The sequence below is a fragment of the Pseudomonas sp. BGI-2 genome, assembly GCF_004310295.1.
In the GTDB taxonomy this organism is placed as follows: Bacteria; Pseudomonadota; Gammaproteobacteria; order Pseudomonadales; family Pseudomonadaceae; genus Aquipseudomonas.
In genome coordinates, this window is sequence record NZ_SISB01000002.1 from 161774 (window position 1) to 185530 (window position 23757).

Consider the following 23757-nt stretch of genomic DNA (forward strand, 5'->3'; position numbering starts at 1 on the left):
TTTTCCGCAGGGGCCTGGCGTGTCAGGCCCCTCGAATGATCAAAACAGGAAGTAACGCTGAGCCATCGGCAGCACCTCCGCTGGCTCACACCACAACAAAACCCCATCAGCCTTGACCTGATAAGTCTGCGGGTCGACATCAATGTTCGGCAGGTAGTCGTTATGAATCAGGTCGGTTTTCTGCACGTCGCGGCAACCTTTGACCACCGCGATTTTCTTCTTCAAACCCAGGGCTTCAGGCAACCCGGCCGCCTGCGCTGCCTGACTGATAAAGGTCAGGCTGGTGGCGTGCAACGAGCCGCCGTAGCTGGCAAACATAGGACGGTAATGCACCGGTTGCGGTGTCGGAATTGACGCATTGGCATCGCCCATCAGGCTGGCCGCGATGGCGCCGCCCTTGAGGATCAAGGTCGGTTTGACGCCAAAAAACGCCGGACGCCACAGCACCAGATCCGCCCATTTTCCCACTTCGACCGAGCCCACTTCATGGCTGATGCCATGGGTGATCGCCGGGTTGATCGTGTACTTGGCGATGTAGCGTTTGGCGCGGAAGTTGTCGTTGCTCTCGCCATCACCGGGAAGCGGGCCGCGCTGCTTTTTCATCTTGTCGGCGGTCTGCCAGGTGCGCGTAATCACTTCACCGACGCGGCCCATGGCCTGGCTGTCGGAGCTGATCATCGAGAACGCGCCGAGGTCGTGCAGGATGTCTTCGGCGGCAATGGTTTCACGGCGGATGCGGCTTTCGGCGAAGGCCACGTCTTCGGCAATGCTCGGGTCCAGGTGGTGGCAGACCATCAGCATGTCGAGGTGTTCGTCGATGGTGTTGTGGGTGAACGGCCGGGTCGGGTTGGTCGAACTCGGCAGCACGTTGGCGAAGCCGCAGGCCTTGATAATGTCCGGGGCATGACCGCCCCCCGCGCCTTCGGTGTGATAGGTGTGGATGGTGCGACCCTTGAAGGCAGCGAGGGTGGTTTCGACGAAGCCCGATTCGTTGAGGGTGTCGGTGTGGATCGCGACCTGCACGTCGTATTGGTCGGCGACGGTCAGGCAGTTGTCGATACTCGCCGGGGTGGTGCCCCAGTCTTCGTGCAGCTTGAGTCCGATGGCGCCGGCCTTGACCTGTTCGATCAACGGCTCCGGCAGGCTGGCGTTGCCCTTGCCGGTGAGGCCGATGTTCATCGGGAACGCATCCGCCGCTTGAAGCATTCGCGCCAGATGCCACGGACCGGACGTGCAGGTAGTTGCGTTGGTGCCGGTGGCAGGGCCGGTGCCGCCGCCGATCATGGTGGTGACGCCGCTCATCAGCGCTTCTTCGATCTGTTGCGGGCAGATGAAGTGGATGTGCGTGTCGATACCGCCAGCGGTGAGGATCATGCCTTCACCGGCAATGACTTCGGTGCTGGCGCCGACCGCGATGGTCACGTTCGGCTGGATGTCCGGGTTGCCGGCCTTGCCAATGCCGGTAATGCGACCGTCCTTGAGGCCGACATCGGCTTTGACGATGCCCCAGTGGTCGATGATCAGCGCGTTGGTGATCAGGGTGTCGACGACTTCGGCGGCCAGGAGTTGGCTTTGGCCCTGGCCGTCGCGGATGACTTTGCCGCCGCCGAATTTCACTTCTTCGCCGTAGGTGGTGAAGTCTTTTTCCACCTCGATCCACAGCTCGGTATCGGCCAGGCGGACCTTGTCACCGACGGTGGGGCCGAACATGTCGGCGTAGGCTTGTCTTGAGATTTTCATGGGCATGCCTTGAGATTCAATTGGATTTGAGACCGCTCGCATAGCTCGCTATCGCGGGCAAGCCTCGCTCCTACAGGGGTAGGCGATCAATTGTAGGAGCGAGGCTTGCCCGCGAAGGGGCCAGAACAGACACCACTTTTGTTAGAGGTCACCCATGATCCGTCCGGCAAACCCGAACACCCGGCGATGCCCGGCCAGGTCCACCAACTCAACCTCACGACTCTGCCCCGGCTCGAAGCGCACGGCGGTGCCGGCGGGGATGTTCAGGCGCATGCCGCGACTGGCCGCGCGGTCGAAGGTCAGGGCGTCGTTGGTTTCGAAGAAGTGGTAATGCGAGCCGACCTGGATCGGCCGGTCGCCGCTGTTGGCCACTTTCAGGCTGACAGTGCGGCGGCCCACATTGAGTTCGATGTCGCCGGGCTGGATCTGGTATTCACCGGGAATCATCAGTGGGCCCCCTGGAGAATCTTGTAGTAGAGGGCGGTCGGTTTGTACTGGCCGGTCGGGTCGCAGGCATAGTCGGGGATTTCACCGGCTTTGGTGTAACCCAGGGCTTTGTAGAAATCTTCAGCGGGGGAGCCGGCCTCGGTGTCGAGGTAAAGCATGCCGCGCTTGTGCTGGAGCGCGGCCTGTTCCAGCGCGCTCATCAACTGTTGGCCCAGACCCCGACGGCGCGCATGTTCACGCACCAGCAGCTTCTGCACTTCGGCACGGTTCAGGCCATTGGCCTTCTGGCACAGGGTCAATTGCACACTGGCCTGCACTTGCTCGTCCTTGACCACCACCCACAGCAGCACGTTGCCCTTGTTCAGGTTGTCCTGAACGTCATCGAAATGGGCGCGGGCCGCAGCGGCGTCCAGATTGGCCATGAACCCGACACTGGCGCCATAGCCGACGGCGTCGAGCAGCAGGTCAATCAAACCCTGACGATAGTGCGCAAAGCTTTCAACATTGACGCGGCGCAGTTGAGCGGCGTTCATCGGGAGTTACTCCTTGTTGGCGGGTGGCGGCTCCGCGCCAGGATTGAGGGTCAGTTGCATGAAAGTCAGGTCCAGCCAGCGGCCGAATTTGGTGCCCACTTGCGGCATCTCACCGGTGATCACGAAACCGGCCCGTTCATGCAAACGAATGGAAGCAGCGTTGCCGCTTTCGATGGCTGCGACCATTACATGTTTACCGCAGCCTTTGGCGCGCTCGATCAGCGCCGTCATCAATTGCGGGCCGAGACCGTTGCCACGCTGATCACCGCGTACGTAGACCGAGTGCTCGACGGTGTGGCGGAAACCGTCGAACGGCCGCCAGTCGCCAAATGAAGCGTAGCCCAGCACGCTGTTATCGCCGTCGACAATCACCAGGATCGGATAACCCTGGGCTTGCCGTGCGCTGAACCAGGCCTGGCGGTTGCCCAGGTCCACGGCCTGTTCGTTCCAGATGGCCGTGGTGTTGAGCACGGCGTCGTTGTAGATGTCGCGGATCGCCGGCAAGTCGGCATGCGCTGCATTGCGAATGGAGTAATTCATGGCGCGGCCTCAAGCGATCGGTTGGTGAACGGTGACCAGTTTGGTGCCGTCGGGAAAGGTCGCTTCAACCTGGATCTCCGGAATCATTTCCGAGATGCCTTCCATCACTTGTTCGCGGCTGAGCAGGGTGGTGCCGTAGTGCATCAGGTCGGCCACGGTCTGGCCGTCACGCGCACCTTCGAGCAGCGCTGCGGATATGTAGGCCATGGCTTCCGGGTAATTGAGTTTCACGCCGCGCGCCAAACGCCGCTCGGCCACGAGGCCGGCGGTGAAGATCAGCAGCTTGTCTTTTTCGCGTGGGGTCAGGTCCATCGTTTGGAATCCATAATCGGCAGTTAAAAAAGCTTTCTGTAGGAGCGAGGCTTGCCCGCGAAGGGTGCGCCTCGGTTTAACAGGGAGACCGCGTTATCGTTCTTCGCGGGCAAGCCTCGCTCCTACAGGAATCGTATTTCAGGTGCTCCATATTCTTGGGGGCAAGGCTTCGCGGCCGAGCAACGCAGGCCTGAGCAAACGCCACAAATCAATCAACCAGCCCCGCGCCAACAACGCTTCACTGGCCAGACACCGCGCCACCAAAAGCCCCGGCAATTGCGTCAAATCCCCGCGCACGTCATTGGGCAGCGAGCGACAGGTTTCCAGCAGCTCGCGATCAATCTCCCCCGTCACCAGCAACGTCGCAAACACCGGTTGCCCATCCAGGCCAATCGGCGAGTCGAGCAGACTGTCATCCCCGACAATGCGCTGGCGTTCGTGCCAGAGCAACTGGCCGTCGCGGCGGATATCCAGTTGCGCCTGAAAGTGACCGAGGTCGAAGCGCTCGCCACTGGCCGGGCGGCCCAGTGCCACAACGTCCCAGTAAAACAACCGTGCGTCGCCCTCCAGATCAATGGAGGTGCTGAGCTCGGCCTGAGCGCCGCTGAAGATAATCGTCTCTTGTGGCAGCCATTCCAGTGTCGCACCGGGCGCCACTTTCAATGTCAGCCGCTGATAGGCGGGCCCCGCCGCGCGATACCACTTGGCGGCACCCGGGCTGGTGATTTGCGCCCAGGCGTGCGTGCCGACGCTGGCCGAGATATCCAGTCGATCCCCGCCCGCAATACCCCCGGGCGGATGGACGATGATGTGTTGGCACACCTCGGGGCCTTCGGCATACAAATGCTTTTGCACCCGCAATGGACCTTTGTGTCGGCGCAGGACCGGGCGTGTGCTGTCGCCGAAACGGGCGTAGCCCAGTTCCAGCTCGGCGTGCCAGCTGGGGGTGAACAGGACAGTGGGTACAGGTAAATTCATATTTTCTAATTATCGTCAGGACGTTACAGACTAGATCGTAACCAGACCGCGTACACCCTCGGCTTCCATGTTTTCGCCGAGACCTTGCTGCACGATCTCGCCCCGGGACATCACCAGGTATTGATCGGCCAGTTCGGCGGCGAAATCGTAGAATTGCTCCACCAACAGAATCGCCATGTCACCCTGGGCCGCAAGCTTCTTGATCACCACGCCGATCTCCTTGATCACCGACGGCTGGATGCCTTCGGTGGGCTCATCGAGAATCAGCAACCGTGGACGGCTCGCCAGTGCGCGACCAATCGCCAATTGCTGCTGTTGGCCACCGGACAAGTCGCCGCCGCGTCGTTGCTTCATTTGCAGCAGCACCGGGAACAGCTCGTAGATGAACGCCGGGACTTCCTTGGCCTCGCTGCCGGGAAATCGCGACAGGCCCATCAGCAGGTTTTCTTCCACGGTCAGCCGGCCGAAAATTTCCCGACCCTGAGGCACATAAGCGATCCCGGCATGCACCCGCTGGTGTGGCTTGAACGTGGTGATCGGTTTGCCTTCCCAATTCACCGCGCCTTCTTTGGCCGGCAGCAAACCCATCAGGCATTTGAGCAGCGTGGTCTTGCCCACCCCATTGCGCCCGAGCAGGCAGGTGACTTCACCGACCTTCACCTCAAACGTCAGGCCCCGCAGGATGTGGCTACCGCCGTAATACTGGTGCAGCTTGTCGACTTGCAGCATGTTCGAATTCTCCTCATATCCCCTGTGGGAGCGGGCTTGCTCGCGAATGCGGTGGGTCATCCAACATTGATGCATGCTGACCCACCGCTTTCGCGAGCAAGCCCGCTCCCACATTGGATAGGTGTTTGCAGGTCTAGCGGCCGAGGTAGACCTCGATCACGCGCTCGTTTTCCTGCACCTGCTCCAGCGAGCCTTCGGCCAGCACGCTGCCCTGGTGCAACACGGTGACGTGGTCGGCGATGGAGCCGACGAAGCCCATGTCGTGTTCCACCACCATCAACGAATGCTTGCCGGCCAGGCTTTTGAACAGCTCGGCGGTGAACTCGGTCTCGGCGTCGGTCATGCCCGCCACCGGCTCGTCGAGCAGCAGCAATTGCGGGTCTTGCATGAGCAGCATGCCGATTTCCAGAAACTGCTTCTGACCGTGAGACAACAACCCCGCCGGGCGATTGACCGAGGCCGTCAGGCGAATGGTTTCCAGCAACTCGCTGATGCGGTCTTTCTGTTCGCCACTGAGGCGAGCCCGCAGGCTGGCCCACACCGACTTGTCGGTTTTCTGCGCCAGTTCCAGGTTCTCGAAAACGCTCAAGGCTTCGAACACTGTTGGCTTCTGGAACTTGCGACCGATGCCGGCCTGGGCGATTTGCACTTCGCTCATCGACGTCAGGTCCAGGGTTTCACCGAACCAGGCCTTGCCGTGACTGGGGCGAGTCTTGCCGGTAATCACGTCCATCAGCGTGGTTTTGCCGGCGCCGTTGGGGCCGATGATGCAGCGCAGTTCGCCGACGCCGATGTACAGGTTCAGATCGTTGAGGGCCTTGAAGCCATCGAAGCTGACGCTGATGTCTTCAAGCGTCAGGATCGTGCCGTGGCGCGTATTCAGGCCGGGGCCGACACGTTGCCCGAGGCCGATGGCATCGCGGCTGCTGCCGGCGTCCTTGTTGGGTTCCACTGGGAAAAACGCCGGTTCGAGCATGAATTCAGCTGTCGCAGTGACTCTCATCATTCACCTCTCTTTTTCAGCAGACCGATCACGCCTTTGGGCATATACAAGGTCACGACAATGAACAATGCGCCGAGGAAGAACAGCCAGTATTCGGGGAACGCCACGGTGAACCAGCTCTTCATCCCGTTGACCACCCCCGCGCCGAGCAGCGGACCGATTAGTGTGCCGCGACCGCCTAGCGCCACCCAGACGGCGGCCTCAATGGAGTTGGTCGGCGACATTTCACTCGGGTTGATGATCCCGACCTGTGGCACGTACAACGCACCGGCCAAGCCACACAGCACCGCGCTCAACACCCAGACAAACAGCTTGAAACCCCGCGGGTCGTAGCCGCAGAACATCAGGCGGTTTTCCGCATCGCGCAGCGCGGTCAACACCCGGCCAAACTTGCTTTGCGCCAGGCGCCAGCCGATAAACAGGCTTGCTACCAGCAACACCACCGTGGCGAAAAACAGCACCGCACGGGTGCCCGGCTCGGTGATGCCAAACCCGAGAATGGTGCGGAAGTTGGTGAAGCCGTTGTTGCCGCCAAATCCGGTTTCGTTGCGGAAAAACAGCAGCATCCCGGCGAAGGTCAGGGCCTGGGTCATGATCGAGAAATACACGCCCTTGATCCGCGAACGGAAGGCGAAAAAACCGAAGACCAACGCCAGCAAACCCGGCGCCAACACCACCAGGCACATTGACCACAGAAAGCTGCTGGTGCCGGTCCAGTACCACGGCAATTCGGTCCACGACAGGAAGGTCATGAACGCCGGCAAGCCATCGCCCGACGCCTGGCGCATCAGGTACATGCCCATCGCATAACCGCCGAGGGCGAAGAACAGGCCGTGGCCGAGGGACAGCAGACCGGCGTAACCCCAGACCAGATCCAGCGCCAGGGCGACGATGGCGTAGCACAGAATCTTGCCCACCAGCGTCAGGGTGTAGGCCGAGACGTGAAACACGCTGTCGGGTGATAGCAACGACAACAGCGGTAACGCCAACAGCAAAACGAGGATCACCGCACCGACAGCGATCGTGACTTTGGGGCCGGCCTTTTGCGTGGCCGTGAGCATCAGAGGCTGGTTCATCAGTCGATCACCCGTCCTTTCAGTGCGAAGAGGCCTTGCGGACGCTTCTGGATGAACAGAATGATCAGCGCGAGGATCAGAATCTTGCCGAGTACGGCGCCGATCTGCGGTTCGAGAATTTTGTTGGCGATGCCCAGGCCGAACGCGGCCAGGACGGCACCGGCCAACTGACCGACACCACCGAGCACCACCACCAGGAACGAGTCGATGATGTAGCTCTGGCCGAGGTCCGGGCCGACGTTGCCGATCTGGCTGAGCGCCACACCGCCGAGGCCGGCAATGCCTGACCCGAGGCCGAAGGCGAGCATGTCGACCCGCCCGGTGGGCACGCCGCAGCAGGCGGCCATGTTGCGGTTCTGGGTGACGGCGCGCACGTTCAAACCGAGGCGCGTCTTGTTCAACAGCAGCCAGGTCAGCACCACCACAAACAAGGCGAAGGCGATGATTACGATGCGGTTGTACGGCAGCACGAGGTTGGGCAGCACTTGAATTCCGCCCGAGAGCCACGCCGGGTTGGCCACTTCAACGTTCTGCGCGCCGAACAGCAACCGGACAAGCTGAATCAGCATGAGACTGATGCCCCAGGTCGCCAGCAGGGTTTCCAGCGGGCGGCCGTAGAGGTGACGAATCACCGTGCGTTCCAGCGCCATGCCGATCGCGGCGGTGACGAAAAACGCCACCGGCAACGCGATCAGCGGGTAGAACTCGATGGCTTGCGGGGCGAAGCGCTGGAACATCAGCTGCACCACGTAGGTCGAGTAGGCGCCGAGCATCAGCATCTCGCCGTGGGCCATATTAATCACGCCGAGCAGGCCGAAGGTGATCGCCAGACCCAATGCCGCGAGCAGCAGAATCGAACCCAGCGACATGCCGCTGAACGCCTGACCGAGGATCTCGCCGATCAGCAGTTTGCGTTTGACTTGCGCCAGGCTGGTTTCGGCGGCGGTGCGCACGTTGGCGTCGGCTTCGATGCCCGGCTCCAGCAGGCTTTCGAGGCGAGTGCGCGCCAGTGGATCGCCGGTTTCGCCAAGCAGACGCACCGCCGCGAGGCGCACGGCCGGGGCGATGTCGACCAGTTGCAGGTTGGCCAGGGCCAGGCTCAGGGCGGCGTGAACGGTTTCGTCTTGTTCGCCTGCCAGTTGCTGGTCGAGAAATTTCAGCTGTGCCGGTTTGGCGCTTTTCTGCAATTGCTGGGCGGCGGCCAGACGGATTTTGGCGTCGGTGGCGAGCAATTGGTGGCTGGCCAGCGCGGTGTCGATCAGGCCCCGCAGGCGATTGTTCAGGCGCAGGGTTTTCGGTTGGCCGTCGATGGTCAACTCGCCTTGTTGCAAGGCGTTGATCAATTCGACACGGGCCGGATCGGGCTGCGCGGCCCACGATTCGAGAAGCTTGGCTTGCTGCACGGGATTGGCGGCGACGAAGTCTTCGGCGTCGCCAGAATGCGCGGCCATCGGTAACAGCAGCGCGAGCGCGAGGATCAAGCGGTAAAGGGCGGTGGGCATAGAAAGTCGCCTTGCACGGACTAAATGTGGGAGCGGGCTTGCTCGCGAATGCGGTGTGTCAGGCGACTCAGATGTTGAATGTGAGTCCGCATTCGCGAGCAAGTCGAATCGTCGCACCGCCGCTCCCACAGGGAGTTGTGTCGGCCCTGAGATTTGAACTCAAGCCCGACACCCAGTGGCTTAGTTGCTCTTCACCGCATAATCCGGCTTCTTGTCGTTACCCGAGATATACGGGCTCCAAGGCTCTGCACGGATTGGCCCTTCAGTCTGCCACACCACGTTGAACTGACCGTCCGCCTGAATCTCGCCGATCATCACAGGCTTGTGCAAATGGTGGTTGGTCTTGTCCATGGTCAGCGTGTAACCCGACGGCGCGGCAAAGGTCTGGCCGGCGAGGGCTTCGCGGACTTTGTCGACGTCGGTGGACTTGGCTTTTTCAGCCGCTTGCGCCCACATGTGGATGCCCACGTACGTGGCTTCCATCGGGTCGTTGGTCACCGCTTTGTCGGCGCCCGGCAGGTTGTGTTTCTTGGCGTAGGCTTTCCAGTCGGCGACGAATTTCTTGTTCGCCGGGTTCTCGACCGACTCGAAGTAGTTCCATGCCGCGAGGTTGCCCACCAGCGGTTTGGTGTCGATGCCGCGCAGTTCTTCTTCGCCGACCGAGAACGCCACGACTGGAACGTCGGTGGCTTTCAGGCCCTGGTTGGCCAGCTCTTTATAGAACGGCACGTTGGAGTCGCCGTTGACGGTGGAGATGACCGCTGTCTTGCCGGCGGCCGAGAATTTCTTGATGTTGGCCACGATGGTTTGATAGTCGCTGTGACCGAACGGGGTGTAGACCTCTTCGATGTCCTTGTCCGCCACGCCTTTGGAATGCAGGAACGAGCGCAGAATCTTGTTGGTGGTGCGCGGGTAAACGTAGTCAGTGCCCAGCAGGAAGTAACGCTTGGCGCTGCCGCCTTCTTCGCTCATCAGGTATTCCACCGCCGGGATGGCCTGCTGGTTCGGCGCCGCGCCGGTGTAGAACACGTTCGGCGACATCTCTTCGCCTTCGTATTGCACCGGATAGAACAGCAAGCCATTGAGTTCTTCGAACACCGGCAACACCGATTTGCGCGACACCGACGTCCAGCAACCGAACACCACGGCAACCTTGTCCTGAGTCAGCAGCTGACGACCCTTTTCCGCGAACAGTGGCCAGTTCGACGCGGGGTCGACCACCACCGGTTCCAGCATCTTGCCGTTCACGCCGCCCTTGGCGTTGATCTCGTCGATGGTCATCAACGCCATGTCTTTGAGCGAGGTTTCGGAGATCGCCATGGTCCCGGACAACGAATGCAGAATACCGACCTTGATGGTCTCGGCGGCCTGGACGGTCCAGGTCATGCCCATCGCGGCAATACTTGCCGTGAGTGTGAAAGCCTTGATCAAGCTGCGACGCTTCATTGTGCGATCTCCATGAACTTATGAGTTTTCTTGGTTGGCAGATGCGGACTACTGAAGGCTGTTGTGCAAAGGCTGTGCCCGGTCGGTAAAAGGCAGGGAAATGTCGTATTAGAGCGGTTGCGCCGGTTGGGCAACGCACCATGAAGGATCGCGTCTGGCACGTTGGTGCGAGGAGGTGCGCCACATTGGGGCGAGCAACGGTAATCTCCTGTGGGAGCGAGCAGGCTCGCTCCCACAGTTTTGTTGCTGTGTTTCTAGGTGGGAGCGACGTTGTCCACCGCGCGGTTCACGGCCAGTTCCGCGAGCATGATGATTTGCTGGATTGCCATCGCCTTATGGCGTTGCGGGCCGATCAGGTCGGCGGCGAAATCGCTGGCCATCACGCTGGCGGATGCCAAGGATTCACAGGCATTGACCAACAGGCTTTCGGTGTCGTTGTCCGGGGCAATCATGAACATGGTGCTGGGGTGGCGGGGTTTTTCGGCGTAGTGGGCCGGGGGATCGAGGTAGTAGTCGAGGGCGCGTTTTATGGCTTCGCGGTCTCTGAGCAGTTCGTCGTCGCGCGATGTTTCGGGATCGGGAGTGGTGGTGTCGATGGGTGGATCGGGTACGATTTTCTTAGTCATTTGGGGAGTCAACTCAATTTGAGCCACTCCTTGTCGTTTCTCACGCGACGAAGAGGTGGCAGCTATGTGCGGAGTGAGAAACCGGTGACCCCAAATCCGGCCGGACCGAGGTCCGCCCGCACACAGCCGCCATAGTGCATTACAGGCAGCGAATAAGCTGGCGGCAATTATGGTGGTACTGATGTTGGATTAACAGGTCTACCAGGTTCTCACACCCGATCACTGAGTCTTCAGTGACAGCCCCAGACTAGACAGCCCACGTCCGACGAACAACCTGAAAAAAGCGTGGGAAACGTCCGCCATTTTTGCATTCGTATAAACACATCTAAACAACCCCAGAATCACAATCCCCCTGTGGGAGCGGGCTTGCTCGCGAAAGCGGTATGTCTGTCTCGTTGATGCTGGACGTGCCGCCGCCTTCGCGAGCAAGCCCGCTCCCACGGTGGATTTGTGTCGAACACGGAACCTGTGAACGACGATAAACCCCTGTAGGAGTGAGCCTGCTCGCGATAGCGGAGTGTCAGGCAAAGTGATGCTGAATATGCCGCCGTCATCGCCAGCAGGCTAGCTCCCACAGGTTCCGTGGTGTGCTTGTGGATCAGCGGCGGCGCATGAGGCCGATGAAAAACAACCCGCCAATCGCCGCCGTGGCCACGCCAATCGGCAGGTCTTCCGGGGCGATCAGGGTGCGGGCGGCCACATCGACCCAGACGAGGAAAATACTGCCCAGCAATACACACACCGGCAGCAATCGTCGGTGTTCGGCCCCGACCAGTCGACGGGCAATGTGCGGCACCATCAGCCCGACAAACCCGATGGAACCACTGATCGACACCAGTACTCCGGTCATCAACGACGCAATCAAAAACACGCGCAGGCGTACGGTGCGGGCGTTGAACCCAAGGGTCACTGCCGTCTGTTCACCAGCCATCAAAGCGTTCAGCGGTCGGGCCATGCCCAGCAGCAAAACCAGTCCCAGCAACACACTGGCGGCCGGCACCGCAAGCAACTCCCAACGCGCCAGCCCGAGCCCGCCCAGCATCCAGAACATCACCGCGGAACTCGCCCGATGGTCACCGAGAAACAGCAGCAAATTGGCAATCGCCATCATCACGAACGACACCGCCACGCCGCACAGCAGAAGCCGGTCACTGTCCAGCCGACCGTTGCGATTGGCGATCATCAGTACGATCAACATGCTCAGCAGCGCGCCGATAAACGCTGCAATCGGCAAGGTCAGCAGGCCGACGATTTCACCGACATGCAGCACCACAATCACCGCGCCAAGGGTCGCGCCGGAAGTGACCCCGAGCAGATGCGGGTCGGCCAATGGATTGCGCGTCACCGCTTGCAACACCGCGCCGATCAGCGCCAACCCGGCACCCACCAGCGCGCCCAACAGCATGCGCGGTACACGGATCAACCAGACGATATGTTCCTGTCCTGCGGCCCAGTCCGGAACGCCGAAACCAAACATCTTGTGCAGCAATATCCGCCACACCACCTCCACCGGAACCCGCGCCGGACCGAAGCCCAGCGACACCACGCACGACACCAGCAACAGCGCACCGAGCATCACCAGCAGCAAGGCATAGCGACGATCAATCATTCGCCGTGGAACCCTTTGGCCAGGGTTTCAACCGCCAGCACGTTGTCGATGCCCGGCGTGGCCTGCACATACGGAATCACGATGAAACGCTGGTTCTTGATCGCGTCCACCGATTGCAGCGCTTTGTTATTGAGCAGAAATTGCTCCTTCTGCTCGGCGGTGACTTCGCCATAGTCGACGATCACGATCACCTGCGGATTGCGCTCGACCACGTTTTCCCAGTTCACGCGCGTCCAGCTCGCCTCGACGTCGTCCAGAATGTTGCGCCCGCCCGCTGCGTCGATCAGTGCCTGCGGCATGCCGAGGCGGCCGGAGGTCATGGCGCGGTCTTCGCCGCTGTCGTAGAGGAACACGCGCGGTTTATCGGCGGGCAGCTCCTTGCGCACCTCGGCGACTTGCGCCTGCATGTCGGCGATCAGGGCATTGGCGCGATCCTGCACGTCAAAGATTTTGCCGAGGTTGCGCAGGTCGTTGTAGGTGTCTTCCAGACTGGCCGGTGGGCGCTTCATGACGAAGGCGCAGGACTCGGTCAGCTCATAGACATTGATGCCCAATGGCTGGAGCGTTTGCGGCGTGAGGTCGCCGCCCACGCGCATGCCGTAATCCCAGCCGGCGAAGAAGAAATCGACGTTGGCGTTGAGCAGGGTTTCCACCGACGGGTATTTGGCTGCCAGCTCCGGCAGACCGTCGAGGATAGTCTGCATCTGGGGCGTGACCGACTTCCAGCCCGTCACGCCGCTGTAGCCGGCCATGCTCGGTTTTAGACCGAGGGCGAGCATCATCTGGGTCATGTTGATGTCGTGGCTGACCGCGTGTTTCGGCCCTTGCTTGAACGTCACTTCGCGGTTGCAGCTCTGGATCGTCAATGGATATTTCGTGGTCTCGGCCAACGCTTGGGCACTGCCCAGCAGCAGAACGACGCAAAGCAGGGAACGCAAAGTCATGGTTGGGTTATCCAGGTGATTCGAGGGTAGCCGTGCAAGGGGTGTTGATCGATCAGCGCTTCGACGCCAAATACTTCGCGCAGCAGCGGGGCGGTCAGGACTTCTTTCGGTGTGCCGCTGGCAACAATGCGACCGTGATTGATCACGTACAAACGATCGCAGAAAGCGGCGGCCAGATTGAGGTCGTGGATGCTGGCTAACGTGCCGATTTTCAGGCGTTTGACCAGTTGCAGCAGTTCGAGCTGATAGCGTGGGTCGAGGTGGTTGGTCGGCTCGTCGAGAACCAGCAATTGCGGTTGTTGAGCCAAGGCGCGGGCAAGAATCACACGTTGTTTTTCTCCGCCGGAGAGGGTGGCGAAGGCGTGGTCTTCGAAGCCTTTGAGGCCGACTGATTCGAGGGACTGGGTCGCGAGATTGCGGTCTTCGAGGGTGTCGCCGTCGAACAGACCCTTGTGCGGCGTGCGGCCCATGGCGACCACCTCGTCGACGGTCAGGCCGAAGGCGTCGGGGAACTCCTGCAATACCACGGCGATGCGTTGTGCGCACCAGCGTGAGGATTGCTTCCAGACATTGTGGTGGTCGAGCCGGACCTCGCCGCTCTCCGGTTTGCTGAAGCGATAAGCGCAACGCAGCAGGCTGGTCTTGCCGCTGCCGTTGGGGCCGATCAACCCGACGAACTCACCGGCGGCCACGTGCAAGGAGGCATCACGCAGCTGGAACTGGTGATGACAATGGCCGTGGCCCAAGGGCGTCCAGGCGAGGTGTGTGAGGTTCAGCGAGGTCATGCATTTGCTCTGAATTATTCGGTGTTGCTCATGACCTCTTCGCGGGCAAGTCGGATCGCCGCCCGCACGCTCCTACAGGGTTTGTGTCGGTCACACATATTACGTACGACACAACTCTGTAGGAGCGTGCGGGCGGCGATCCGACTTGCCCGCGAAGAGGCCGGATGCTTAAAACATATAATCCGCGGTGACAAAGAACGACCGCGGCTCACCAAGGGGCCACTGCTGCCCCTCATTGTATTGGCTTTGCGCATACTGCCGGTCAAAACAGATTGTTCACCTGAAACCCCAGCGTCGTATTACGCAACGCCTTCCTGTGAATCACTTCTTCAAAAGAAAACCCGCAGCCAGGGCTGCGGGTCAGGCGGTGCATTTGGCGTTATACAGTAACACTAAAATTTACCGGGAGATAAGCGCGGAAAGTCTACAGATCCCTCTAAGCCACGCATCTCGCCTGTTTCATGATGAAGATGAGGCCGATTCAGTTTGCCGGGTGAAGCGCGAAAACAGCACGCGATCCAGCAGCCACACCACCACCAACGAAGCACCCACCAGCGGAAACGCCACGGCCAGGGCGAACATGATCACCATCGCGGTTTTCCATTTCGGCAGGTCGTGGCGCAACGGCGGCACACCGATCTTGCCTTGCGGACGACGCTTCCACCAGATCACCACGCCGCTGACCGCGCTGAGCAGAATCATCAGGCAGATCAGCAACACGATGATCTGGTTGAGCACGCCGAACATCTTGCCTTCGTGCAACATCACGCCGATTTCCGTGGCGCGGGCGACGGTGCCGTATTGCTCGTAGCGCACGTCGGCGAGGACATCGCCGGTGTACTGATCGACATGCAGCGTGGCGTCGTTGCGCGGGTCGTCGGCAAACACGGCGATGGTGAACACGCCCGTTGCAGTGGTTGGGAAGGTGATGCTGTAACCCGGCTCGACCTTGCGCTGCACGGCGATGTTCTGCACGTCTTGCAGGCTGATGGTCGGCGCGGCAGGGCCGGCTTTTGCGCCGTCGTGGGCCATGTGTTCGGCGTGGGCGCCGGACATCGGCATCGGCGTGTTTTCCATGGCCCAGGGCACGGTCTGGCGAGTGGCGGTGTTGAGGCTGCGGGCCTCGACGTCGGACTTGGGCACGTTGTCCCACATCGCCGCCGGGAACACGTTCCACACCTGCGCGTATTTCTGGCCCCAGAACCCGGTCCAGGTCATGCCGCTAAGCAGCATCACCAGCAAAAACGCGGCGCCCCAGAAACCGGTGACGGCATGCAAATCGCGCCACAACACCCGACCGCGACTGGTCAGGCGCGGCCACAAAATACCCGCGGCCTGGCCACGGGGCCACCACAGAAATACGCCGGAAACCACCAGCACCACGGCCCAACCGGCGGCCAGTTCGACCAAACGATCACCGACGGTGCCGATCATCAATTCGCCGTGAATTGCTCGCGCCACCGCTTGCAGATTCTTCTTGGCGTCTTGCTCACCGAGGATGTCGCCCTGGTAGGGGTCGACGAACACGTTAAGCTCGTTACCGCCATTGATCACCACAAACTGCGCGCTGCGCTCGGCGTTGACCGGCGGCAGGTACTGTTTGATCGTGGCTTGTGGGTACGCCTGTTTCACCCGCTTGAGCAGGTCGTCGGCCGGGACGCTGTGATGCCCGGCCGGGACGTTCATCAGGCTGCCGTACATCAACGGATCGAGTTGCGGCTTGAACAGGTAGATGACACCGGTCAGGGCCAGCATCACCATGAAAGGCGCGACGAACAGACCGGCATAGAAATGCCAGCGCCAGGCCAGGTTGTAGAAATTCACTTTGGGCTGTTTCATCGGTTGTGCTCCGCTTGGCTTGGTTCTTTTGTTGTTGTCTGGTGACTGCTGCGCAGTCATTCGCGGGCAAGCCTCGCTCCTACAGATTGAGGTGTTCCTGTAGGAGCGAGCGGTGCGGCGATCCGACTTGCCCGCGATGCTTTTAGAAGCTCATGTCCACCTTGGTCCAGAGCGTTCGCCCCGGTTCTTTAATGGCCTGCGGGTCATTGGCCGGGTAGCCAAAACCGGCGTTGCCGGCCAGGTTCAAATGCTCGGCGTACGCCTTGCCGAACAGGTTGTCGACGCCACTGCTGACCTTCCAGTTCTTGTTGATGCGATAGGCACCATTGAGCGAGAACACGCCAAAACCCGAGGTCTTGTCGAAGTCCTTGCCCACCACGTTGCCCTTGTTCCGGTCGATGCGGTTTTGCGCCGCGACCACGCGCCACAAGGCCCCGGCGCTCCAGTTGTCTTCGCTGTAGGTCAGGCCGAAACGCGCATCCAGCGGCGGCATTTGCGGCAATGCGTTGCCATCGCTGCTGTTCTTGCCCCAGGCGTAGGCCAGGGTCGCGTCGGCTTTCCAGTTGGAGGTCAACTGGTAAGCCGCTCCCAGTTCGCCGCCCATGATTCGCGCGTCAATGTTCTGAGACTGAGAGGTGGTGCCCATCATGGTCGGGGTGTAGTTGAACAGGATGTAATCGCGCACCTGGCCGACGTAGCCCGAGGCCCAGGCTTCGAGGTCTTCGGTCTTGTATTGCAGGCCGAAATCGAGCTGGGTGGTTTTTTCAGGCTTGATCGAATCGAAGGCATTCACCGATCCTGCAGGCCCGGACTTGGGTGAAAACAGTTCCCAGTAATCCGGGAAACGCTGGCTGTGACCGAGGCCCGCATACAGCGTGGTCGGGCTGTCGGCCAGGTCGTGCTCGTAGCGGATGAAGCCGCTCGGCAAGGTGTCGGCGCGGGTGTCGTCGGCGGTCGGGTTGGGGCGGGTCATCATCCCGGAACCGGTGGTCTGCCGATAATCCTTGGCCGAGGCGCGGTCCAGGCGGGCGCCAGTGATCAGCCGGTCACGGTCGGCGGCGTACCAGGTCAGTTCGCTGAACACGCCGTAGTTATGGAAGTCGGCATCCTTGGTGTACGGCAGATCCTTGTAGGTATCGATGCCCATGCTGCCGCGTTGGCGATGTTCGTTGGTCTGCGCGTCGATGCCGCTGATCAATTGCACATCGGCCCAGCGCCAAGTGGCCTTGACCCGCGCGCCGAGGGTCCGGCGGTCGACGTTGGAGGCCATCGGGCCGGCCATCATCCCGGTGCCGGACGGCGTGCGCAGGGTGTAGTTGTCCATCACGTGGTCGGCGTAGTTGTAGTAGATCTGCCCTTCGACCTTGTCCAGCACGTCGCCGATGTTGGACTTCTCGAACCGCAGGCCCAGGCTTTCACGCTTGAACTGCGAGCCGTCCATGCCGCGCCCGGCGTAACGGGCTTCGCCATCGCCCTTGCCGGCGGTCAGTTCCAGCAGGGTGTCAGCGTCCGGGGTCCAGCCAACTGCCACATCGCCGTTCCATTTGTCATAGCGCGACGGCACGGTGTCGTTGTTGCCGTCCTTGTAGTCATCGGCGTGCGCGGTGTTGCCGATCACGCGCACGTAACCCAACGGCCCGCCGGCAGCGGCGTCCACCACTTTGTCAAAGCGGCCGTTGGAGCCGGCCAATACACTGGCGTTCACTCGCGTACCGAGTTCGCCGAAGCTTTCCGGCTCACGGTCGAAGAGGATCGTGCCGGCCGATGCTCCCGGTCCCCACAGCACGGTTTGCGGGCCTTTGATAACGGTGAGTTTGTCGTAGGTTTCCGGCGAGATGTAGGAGGTGGGCGCATCCATCCGGCCGGGGCAGGCGCCGAGCAATTGGCCGCCGTTGGTGAGGATGTTCAGCCGCGAACCGAACATGCCGCGCAGCACCGGATCACCATTGGTGCCGCCGTTGCGTACCAGGGCGAAGCCGGGAATGGTTTTCAGGTAGTCGCCACCGTCGCTGGCCGGAACGGGTTGGCGCGGGTCCTTGGGGTTGGTGACGATGGTCAGCGGCGAACTCGGCGCGATGGCGGTGATCACCGTCGGGCTCAGATCTTCACTGTGGCCCGCGTGTTCGTTGGCCAGCACCGTGGGTGTCAGCAATGCGCCGCAAAGGACGGCAGTAGCGTGCCTGAAACGAATACTCGATTCGTTCGGGGCAGAAGAAGCTTGGGCAGGGCGCAAGCGTGTGTCAGCAGTAAACCTGGACATGACAATTTCCATCGAACAGTCGTAAACGACACGGCCGGCAGCCTGTGGCTGTCTTCGAAACCGTGTGAAATCGGAGGTGCGTGTTTACGTGACGATGGGTGGCGCGCGGGTTCGGGCGCCAGGGAAGAAGGTTTGCCGGGCATGGCCCAGGCGAGGGGAAGGGGTGGTGAAGGTGGTGGCTGTCGGCGTGTCAAATGCGGCGAAAGTCTGGCCGCCAGTGAGCGCCGGACAATTGAACAACAGGCTGCAATAACCGCATTTTTCCCAGAGCACATGGTGCGAGGCTTTGGGCGGGCAGTGTTCGGCGGCGGGTTGCGCGCCGTGGTCGGCGTGCTCCATGGCCGACATGTCCATGCTCATGTCCATCGACAGGCTCATCGACATCGACGAGGCGCGTTGATCCATCGGCATCGACTGAGAAATCAGCGGGCCGATAAAGATCATCAGCATGGCGAACAGGCTGATCCAACTGCCGTGCGTCAGGCTTGACGACTGACGACGGTGTGCGGATGACCTAGCGCTAAGCGGGCGCATGGCGTTTTCTGCTCAGTCGGTTACTGGGCGTGGGCGTGCATTTTCATGTCTTCCGGCGGCTTCTTCTGCACCGAGACTTCGACCGTCACGTCACCGGATTTTTCGAAGTGCAGGGTCAGCGGGAAGCGTTTGCCGTCGCTCAGCAGGCTGCGGTCTTTCAACTCCAGCAACATCACGTGGTAGGCCATCGGCGCAAACGTGACATTGCCACCGGCAGGAACATCGACGTTCGGCACTTGCTGCATTTTCATCAGATCGTTTTGCATGATGTGCTCATGCAATTGAGCAATACCTGCAATCGGCGAGTCGACGCTGAGCAGGCGGTCAGCGGTTTTGCCTGGGTTCTGAATGACAAAATAGGCCGCTACGGTTGGCGCGTTCGGCGGCAACTCCTGCGACCACGGGTGAGCGATCTCCAGTTCGCCCGCCTTGTATTCATGGGCATTGGCAAAGCAGGCAGGCAGCAGCAACGCAGCCAGAACGATGAGTTTATTCAACATGGCAGTTCTCCAGAGCGATTCAAGACGCAGGTCAATTGCGAGAAAGAATCACACCAGAGGGGACGCGCGGGGGTTGAGGCTCGGCCATTGCTGGCGCGGGGTGGGTGTTTCGAGAGAGGTTGCAGGCACGCTTCGATTGGCATCGAAACGGGCGAAATACAGCTGCGGCACATGCCCGGGTAACGCCACCAGCGGTGCGGAACCGGAGCAGCACCAGCAATGCTGCATGTTGGAATGATCGTCGTTCTGCGGAGTTTTCTGCTCAAGGTCGCCCAGAGAAATCGCCACCATCTTCGTGCCGCTGGACGTACAAAAACTGCCCCACAACAATTGCTCGGCGGGTGATTTCGCCGACTGCGCCATGGCTCCGGTCATCGGCATGGCGAGCATATTGAACAGCACTGCGAAGCAGGCGATCCAGGCAATTGCGAGCCGTTGTCGGGACATGGGACAAAATCCGTTGGGTGGGCGATCAGGCGCGGCTATTTAGCCTGATCAGGGCCGATAAGTAAAAAAGCAGCGTGCGGTGTGGTGTCGCAGGAAAAACAGTTTTTTTTTCGTTCCATCAGTGCGCACGTACCGCATGCACTTGCATATCTACCCCAAGCGTAGCGCGAATTACGGCAAATATCGCAGCCAGGTTATCCATGCTCGGGTTGCCCTTGGCAGACAACATTCGATGGAGACTTTTGCTTGGTTTTGCTGTTTCCTTCGCCAGCTCTTCAAAACCAACGGTGGCGTTGACGAGATCGCGCAAAATGATCCTGGCCATTTCAGGTTCACCATTAAGAAACAGAGTAGCAGCCTCATCCAACAATGCCTGAGCGAACTCGGGATCACGCTGGGCACGCTCGGCGATGGTGTGTTTGTAGCTTCGGGTGAGCGCCATGACTTTATCTCCGGGTTCGTTCAGCTTTCTTACGGGTTCTAAATTCAGCTATCAGTGTTTTTGCCTGTTTGATGTCGGCCTTTTGGGTGGACTTATCGCCGCCACCAAAAAGGATGATCAGGCGTTTTCCCTCTTGAATAAGATAGATTCTGTAGCCTGGGTCCCAATTTATTCGGTATTCGCCGAGACCTTCAAGCCACTTGATATTGGAAGTATTGCCCAGCTCCAGTCGGACCAAGGCAGTAGATACCTTAAACGCTGCCCGCTTATTTAAGGTGGAAAACCAACGTCCAAAGGGGCTTGTTTCGTTTTCCTGCAAATATTCTTCGAGTGTGATCACAGACGGCCCTGAAGGTAACAAATAAGTTACTTGTCATGCAAGCCAGCGATCCTGCCTTATTGAACAAAGGTGGCCAACGCATCAAGTGTTTCTTGAAGCGTCAGTAGCTCCCGATCCACCCCCGGCAACATCGGCCGCTGCAACACAATCACCGGCACCCCACGCTCTCGTGCCACTTCCAGCTTCGGTTCGGTCGCCGTGCTGCCGCTGTTCTTGCTGATCAACACATCAATCTGCCGACGTTCAAACAGCTCCCGTTCATCCTCGATCAGAAACGGCCCGCGTGCGCCAATCACTTCGCAACGTTCGTTGCCGGGGTAAACGTCCAGTGCACGCAAGGTCCAGAATTGCTCCGGCGGGATTTCGTGCAGGTGCTGCAACGGTTCGCGGCCGAGGGTGAACAGCGGTCGGTGGAAGGGTTTCAGGGCTTCGATCAGTTCGGCCCAGTCGCTGATGTCCCGCCAGTCATCCCCGGTCTGTGGCTGCCAGGCCGGGCGGCGCAACGCCCAGCATGCAATGCCGCTCAGCTGCGCGGCAGTCGTGGCGTTGTGACTGATTTGTGCGGCGTAGGGATGGGTCGCGTCCAGCAGCAGATCGATCCCTTCATCGCGAATGAACTGTGCCAGGCCTTCGGCACCGCCGTAGCCGCCGACGCGAACCTCACAGGTCAGGTCCGTCGGCACTCGACCGACACCGGCCAGGCTGTAAATGTGTTCTGGCCCCAGCGTGCGGGCGATGGCCAGGGCTTCCGTCACGCCGCCGAGCAGCAAGATTCGTTTCATTGAAAAGCTCCCGCATGGCCGACAATCCCGCCCTGGCGATCAATGGCAAACACCTCGACTTGCACCTGTGCCGGCACCACACTGCGGGCAAAATCCAACGCGTGCTGGCAGACCGCGTCACCAAGGGCGATGCCCGCCGCGCTGGCCATCGCCAAGGCTTGCTGACTGGTATTGGCTTCGCGAATGCTTTGCTGCAACGCCTCATCGGCACCCATCGCGGCGGCCCATTCGGCCAGTTGCGGCAGGTCGATGCTGGAATGCCGGCTGTGTAAATCCATATGCCCGGCCGCCAGTTTGCTGATCTTGCCGAAGCCGCCGCACAGGCTGAGCTTATCCACAGGCACTTTGCGCAAGTGTTTGAGCACGGCGCCGACGAAGTCGCCCATTTCGATCAGGGCGATTTCCGGCAGGTCGTAGACGCGGCGCATGGTGTCTTCGCTGGCGTTGCCGGTACACGCGGCGATGTGCAGGTAACCGTTGGTTTTGGCGACATCGATGCCCTGGTGAATCGAGGCGATGTAGGCCGCGCAGGAAAACGGCCGGACGATGCCGCTGGTGCCGAGGATCGACAGCCCGCCAAGAATGCCGAGTCGCGGGTTCATGGTTTTCAAGGCTAACGCTTCGCCGTCCTCGACGTTGACCGTGACCTCAAAGCCGCCGCTGAAGCCGAGCTCTTCGGCCAGCAACGTCAGATGCTGAGTGATCATTTTGCGCGGCACCGGGTTGATCGCCGGCTCGCCGACACCCAGTACCAGGCCTGGCCGGGTGACCGTGCCGACGCCACGGCCGGCGCTGAAACGGATGCCCGGCTCGTGGCTCAGTCGCACTTGGGAATACAACAGGGCGCCATGGGTCACGTCCGGGTCATCCCCGGCATCCTTGATCGTCCCGGCTTCGGCGCCGTCGTCGATCAATCGGCAGAACTCCAGGCGCATCTGTACCTGTTTACCCTTGGGCAGAACGATTTCCACGGCGTCCGCGCTCATCCCGCTCAACAACAAACGCGCCGCCGCCAGACTGGTCGCGGTGGCGCAGCTGCCCGTGGTCAGGCCGCTGCGCAGCGGGGCGGGTTGTTCGGCGGTTTCGTCACGCATCGAAGGGCTTCGTCACGTCCAGCAAGGTAATCGGCAACGCCTGACGCCAAGTGTCGAACTCTCCGAGGGGCTGGGCTTGGGCGACGTGAATGCGGGTCAGCTCACCACCGTGGCGTTCGCGCCAGGCCATCAGGGTTACTTCGCTTTGCAGCGTGACGGCGTTGGCGATCAGTCGGCCGCCGGGTTTGAGCTGAGCCCAACAGGTGTCGAGCACCCCGTCACGGGTGACCCCGCCGCCGATAAAAATCGCATCCGGACGTTCGAGCCCGGCCAGGGCCTGTGGTGCACTGCCGCGAATCAGCTGTAAACCGGGCACGCCGAGGGCATCGCGGTTGTGTTCGATCAGCTGTTGCCGACCGTCATCGGCTTCGATCGCCATCGTTCGGCAACTGGGGTGAGCGCGCATCCATTCGATGCCGATCGAGCCGCTGCCGGCGCCGACATCCCACAGCAGTTCGCCGGGGACCGGGGCGAGGCGCGCAAGCGTGATCGCACGGACGTCGCGTTTGGTCAGTTGACCGTCGTGCTTGAAGGCCGAGTCTGGCAGGCCGGCCAGTCGCGAGAGGCGTGGTGCGTTCGGCTCGGCGATGCACTCGATGGCGATCAGGTTCAGATCGGCGACCGATGGAGCGTTCCAGTCATTGGCCACACCATCGATGCGTCGTTCGGCTGTGCCGCCCAGATGCTCCAGCACGCTGAGACGGCTCGGACCGAAACCGCTTTCACGCAGCAGTGCCGCAATGGCGGCCGGGCTTTGGCCATCGTTGCTCAGCACCAGCAAACGCACGCCGCTGAACAACTGCGCGTTCAGTGCGGTGATGGGCCGCGCAACCACCGAAAGTGTCACCACCTCCTGCAACGGCCAGCCCATTCGTGCCGCTGCAAGCGAGCAGGAGGAGGGCGCGGGCAGGATCAGCATTTCATCGTTGGGCATTTGCCGCGCAAGGCTGGCACCGACGCCAAAGAACATTGGATCACCACTGGCCAGCACGCAGACGGGTTCGCCGCGAAGCGCGAGCAAAGGGTCGAGGGAAAACGGACTGGGCCACAACTGCCGCTCGCCACGGATGCAGGCCGGCAGCAAATCCAGTTGTCGCTGACTGCCAACGATCCGCGAAGCGCGCAACAGGCCATGCCGGGCGTTTTTGCCCAGGCCCTTGAAGCCGTCTTCACCGATTCCCACTACTGTCAGCCAGGGTGACATCTGTAGCCCTCAAAAATAGTCTCAAACGAGCTGTTCCGACGGGCA

General features: G+C 60.9%; 25 protein-coding genes and 1 pseudogene. All 26 read right to left on the bottom strand.

Annotated elements, in window-relative coordinates:
- Positions 1-39: 39 nt before the first annotated feature.
- The 26 genes and pseudogenes from ureC to cbiE all read right to left on the bottom strand — a co-directional run bounded on the left by ureC (position 40) and on the right by cbiE (position 23712).
- Positions 40-1740 (bottom strand): urease subunit alpha, encoded by a 1701-nt coding sequence (ureC, locus tag EYC95_RS01975; protein WP_131058861.1) that lies wholly within the window; start codon positions 1738-1740, stop codon positions 40-42.
- A gap of 141 nt (positions 1741-1881) precedes the next feature.
- On the bottom strand, positions 1882-2187 hold the full coding sequence (locus EYC95_RS01980; protein WP_008146494.1) for an urease subunit beta: 306 nt from the start codon (positions 2185-2187) through the stop codon (positions 1882-1884).
- On the bottom strand, positions 2187-2720 hold the full coding sequence (locus EYC95_RS01985) for a GNAT family N-acetyltransferase (RefSeq protein WP_131058862.1): 534 nt from the start codon (positions 2718-2720) through the stop codon (positions 2187-2189). Before EYC95_RS01985 ends, EYC95_RS01980 begins: the two co-directional genes overlap by 1 nt.
- A 6-nt stretch (positions 2721-2726) precedes the next feature.
- Entirely contained in the window at positions 2727-3260 is a 534-nt protein-coding gene (locus EYC95_RS01990) for a GNAT family N-acetyltransferase (protein WP_131058863.1), read from the bottom strand.
- A 9-nt stretch (positions 3261-3269) separates the two neighbouring features.
- Positions 3270-3572: an urease subunit gamma gene (ureA, locus tag EYC95_RS01995; RefSeq protein ID WP_131058864.1), complete on the bottom strand. Its 303-nt coding sequence runs from the start codon at positions 3570-3572 to the stop codon at positions 3270-3272.
- A gap of 138 nt (positions 3573-3710) precedes the next feature.
- Positions 3711-4550, bottom strand: a complete 840-nt coding sequence (locus EYC95_RS02000) for an urease accessory protein UreD (protein WP_131058865.1) — start codon at positions 4548-4550, stop codon at positions 3711-3713.
- A gap of 30 nt (positions 4551-4580) precedes the next feature.
- A complete protein-coding gene (gene urtE / locus EYC95_RS02005; protein ID WP_131058866.1) occupies positions 4581-5279 on the bottom strand; it encodes an urea ABC transporter ATP-binding subunit UrtE in 699 nt (232 codons plus the stop codon).
- A gap of 133 nt (positions 5280-5412) precedes the next feature.
- Positions 5413-6282 carry an urea ABC transporter ATP-binding protein UrtD gene (urtD, locus tag EYC95_RS02015; RefSeq protein ID WP_131058952.1) on the bottom strand — a complete coding sequence of 290 codons (870 nt, stop codon included), beginning with the start codon at positions 6280-6282 and terminating at the stop codon, positions 5413-5415.
- Positions 6282-7358: an urea ABC transporter permease subunit UrtC gene (gene urtC / locus EYC95_RS02020; RefSeq protein WP_131058868.1), complete on the bottom strand. Its 1077-nt coding sequence runs from the start codon at positions 7356-7358 to the stop codon at positions 6282-6284. Before urtC ends, urtD begins: the two co-directional genes overlap by 1 nt.
- Positions 7358-8860, bottom strand: a complete 1503-nt coding sequence (gene urtB / locus EYC95_RS02025; protein ID WP_131058869.1) for an urea ABC transporter permease subunit UrtB — start codon at positions 8858-8860, stop codon at positions 7358-7360. Before urtB ends, urtC begins: the two co-directional genes overlap by 1 nt.
- Before the next feature lie 180 nt (positions 8861-9040).
- Positions 9041-10306: an urea ABC transporter substrate-binding protein gene (gene urtA / locus EYC95_RS02035; protein WP_131058871.1), complete on the bottom strand. Its 1266-nt coding sequence runs from the start codon at positions 10304-10306 to the stop codon at positions 9041-9043.
- Positions 10307-10560: 254 nt separating this feature from the next.
- The gene (locus tag EYC95_RS02040) at positions 10561-10932 is read right to left on the bottom strand and encodes a DUF6124 family protein (RefSeq protein ID WP_131058872.1); all 372 of its coding nucleotides are present in this window, start codon (positions 10930-10932) and stop codon (positions 10561-10563) included.
- 598 nt (positions 10933-11530) lie between these two features.
- On the bottom strand, positions 11531-12541 hold the full coding sequence (locus EYC95_RS02045) for an iron ABC transporter permease (RefSeq protein WP_131058873.1): 1011 nt from the start codon (positions 12539-12541) through the stop codon (positions 11531-11533).
- Positions 12538-13485 (bottom strand): ABC transporter substrate-binding protein, encoded by a 948-nt coding sequence (locus EYC95_RS02050; protein WP_131058874.1) that lies wholly within the window; start codon positions 13483-13485, stop codon positions 12538-12540. Before EYC95_RS02050 ends, EYC95_RS02045 begins: the two co-directional genes overlap by 4 nt.
- Entirely contained in the window at positions 13482-14270 is a 789-nt protein-coding gene (locus EYC95_RS02055; protein WP_131058875.1) for an ABC transporter ATP-binding protein, read from the bottom strand. Before EYC95_RS02055 ends, EYC95_RS02050 begins: the two co-directional genes overlap by 4 nt.
- A gap of 168 nt (positions 14271-14438) precedes the next feature.
- A pseudogene (locus tag EYC95_RS30435) lies at positions 14439-14583 on the bottom strand (hypothetical protein); the annotation flags it as partial.
- Positions 14584-14729: 146 nt separating this feature from the next.
- Entirely contained in the window at positions 14730-16109 is a 1380-nt protein-coding gene (locus EYC95_RS02065) for a PepSY domain-containing protein (RefSeq protein ID WP_131058876.1), read from the bottom strand.
- Positions 16110-16251: 142 nt separating this feature from the next.
- Positions 16252-18369: a TonB-dependent copper receptor gene (locus EYC95_RS02070; RefSeq protein ID WP_131058877.1), complete on the bottom strand. Its 2118-nt coding sequence runs from the start codon at positions 18367-18369 to the stop codon at positions 16252-16254.
- 84 nt (positions 18370-18453) lie between these two features.
- Positions 18454-18903 carry a DUF2946 domain-containing protein gene (locus EYC95_RS02075; RefSeq protein ID WP_131058878.1) on the bottom strand — a complete coding sequence of 150 codons (450 nt, stop codon included), beginning with the start codon at positions 18901-18903 and terminating at the stop codon, positions 18454-18456.
- Positions 18904-18923: 20 nt separating this feature from the next.
- The gene (locus EYC95_RS02080) at positions 18924-19403 is read right to left on the bottom strand and encodes a copper chaperone PCu(A)C (protein WP_131058879.1); all 480 of its coding nucleotides are present in this window, start codon (positions 19401-19403) and stop codon (positions 18924-18926) included.
- Between the two features lie 48 nt (positions 19404-19451).
- On the bottom strand, positions 19452-19850 hold the full coding sequence (locus EYC95_RS02085; protein WP_131058880.1) for a DUF2946 domain-containing protein: 399 nt from the start codon (positions 19848-19850) through the stop codon (positions 19452-19454).
- 118 nt (positions 19851-19968) lie between these two features.
- A complete protein-coding gene (locus EYC95_RS02090; RefSeq protein ID WP_131058881.1) occupies positions 19969-20292 on the bottom strand; it encodes a DNA-binding protein in 324 nt (107 codons plus the stop codon).
- A gap of 4 nt (positions 20293-20296) precedes the next feature.
- Complete coding sequence (locus tag EYC95_RS02095) at positions 20297-20632, bottom strand: type II toxin-antitoxin system RelE/ParE family toxin (protein WP_131058882.1); 336 nt, start codon at positions 20630-20632, stop codon at positions 20297-20299.
- A 56-nt stretch (positions 20633-20688) separates the two neighbouring features.
- Positions 20689-21414: a cobalt-precorrin-6A reductase gene (locus tag EYC95_RS02100; RefSeq protein WP_131058883.1), complete on the bottom strand. Its 726-nt coding sequence runs from the start codon at positions 21412-21414 to the stop codon at positions 20689-20691.
- Positions 21411-22508 (bottom strand): cobalt-precorrin-5B (C(1))-methyltransferase, encoded by a 1098-nt coding sequence (locus tag EYC95_RS02105; RefSeq protein WP_131058884.1) that lies wholly within the window; start codon positions 22506-22508, stop codon positions 21411-21413. Before EYC95_RS02105 ends, EYC95_RS02100 begins: the two co-directional genes overlap by 4 nt.
- Entirely contained in the window at positions 22501-23712 is a 1212-nt protein-coding gene (gene cbiE, locus EYC95_RS02110) for a precorrin-6y C5,15-methyltransferase (decarboxylating) subunit CbiE (protein ID WP_131058885.1), read from the bottom strand. The genes EYC95_RS02105 and cbiE overlap by 8 nt, the downstream gene beginning before the upstream one ends.
- Positions 23713-23757: the final 45 nt, after the last annotated feature.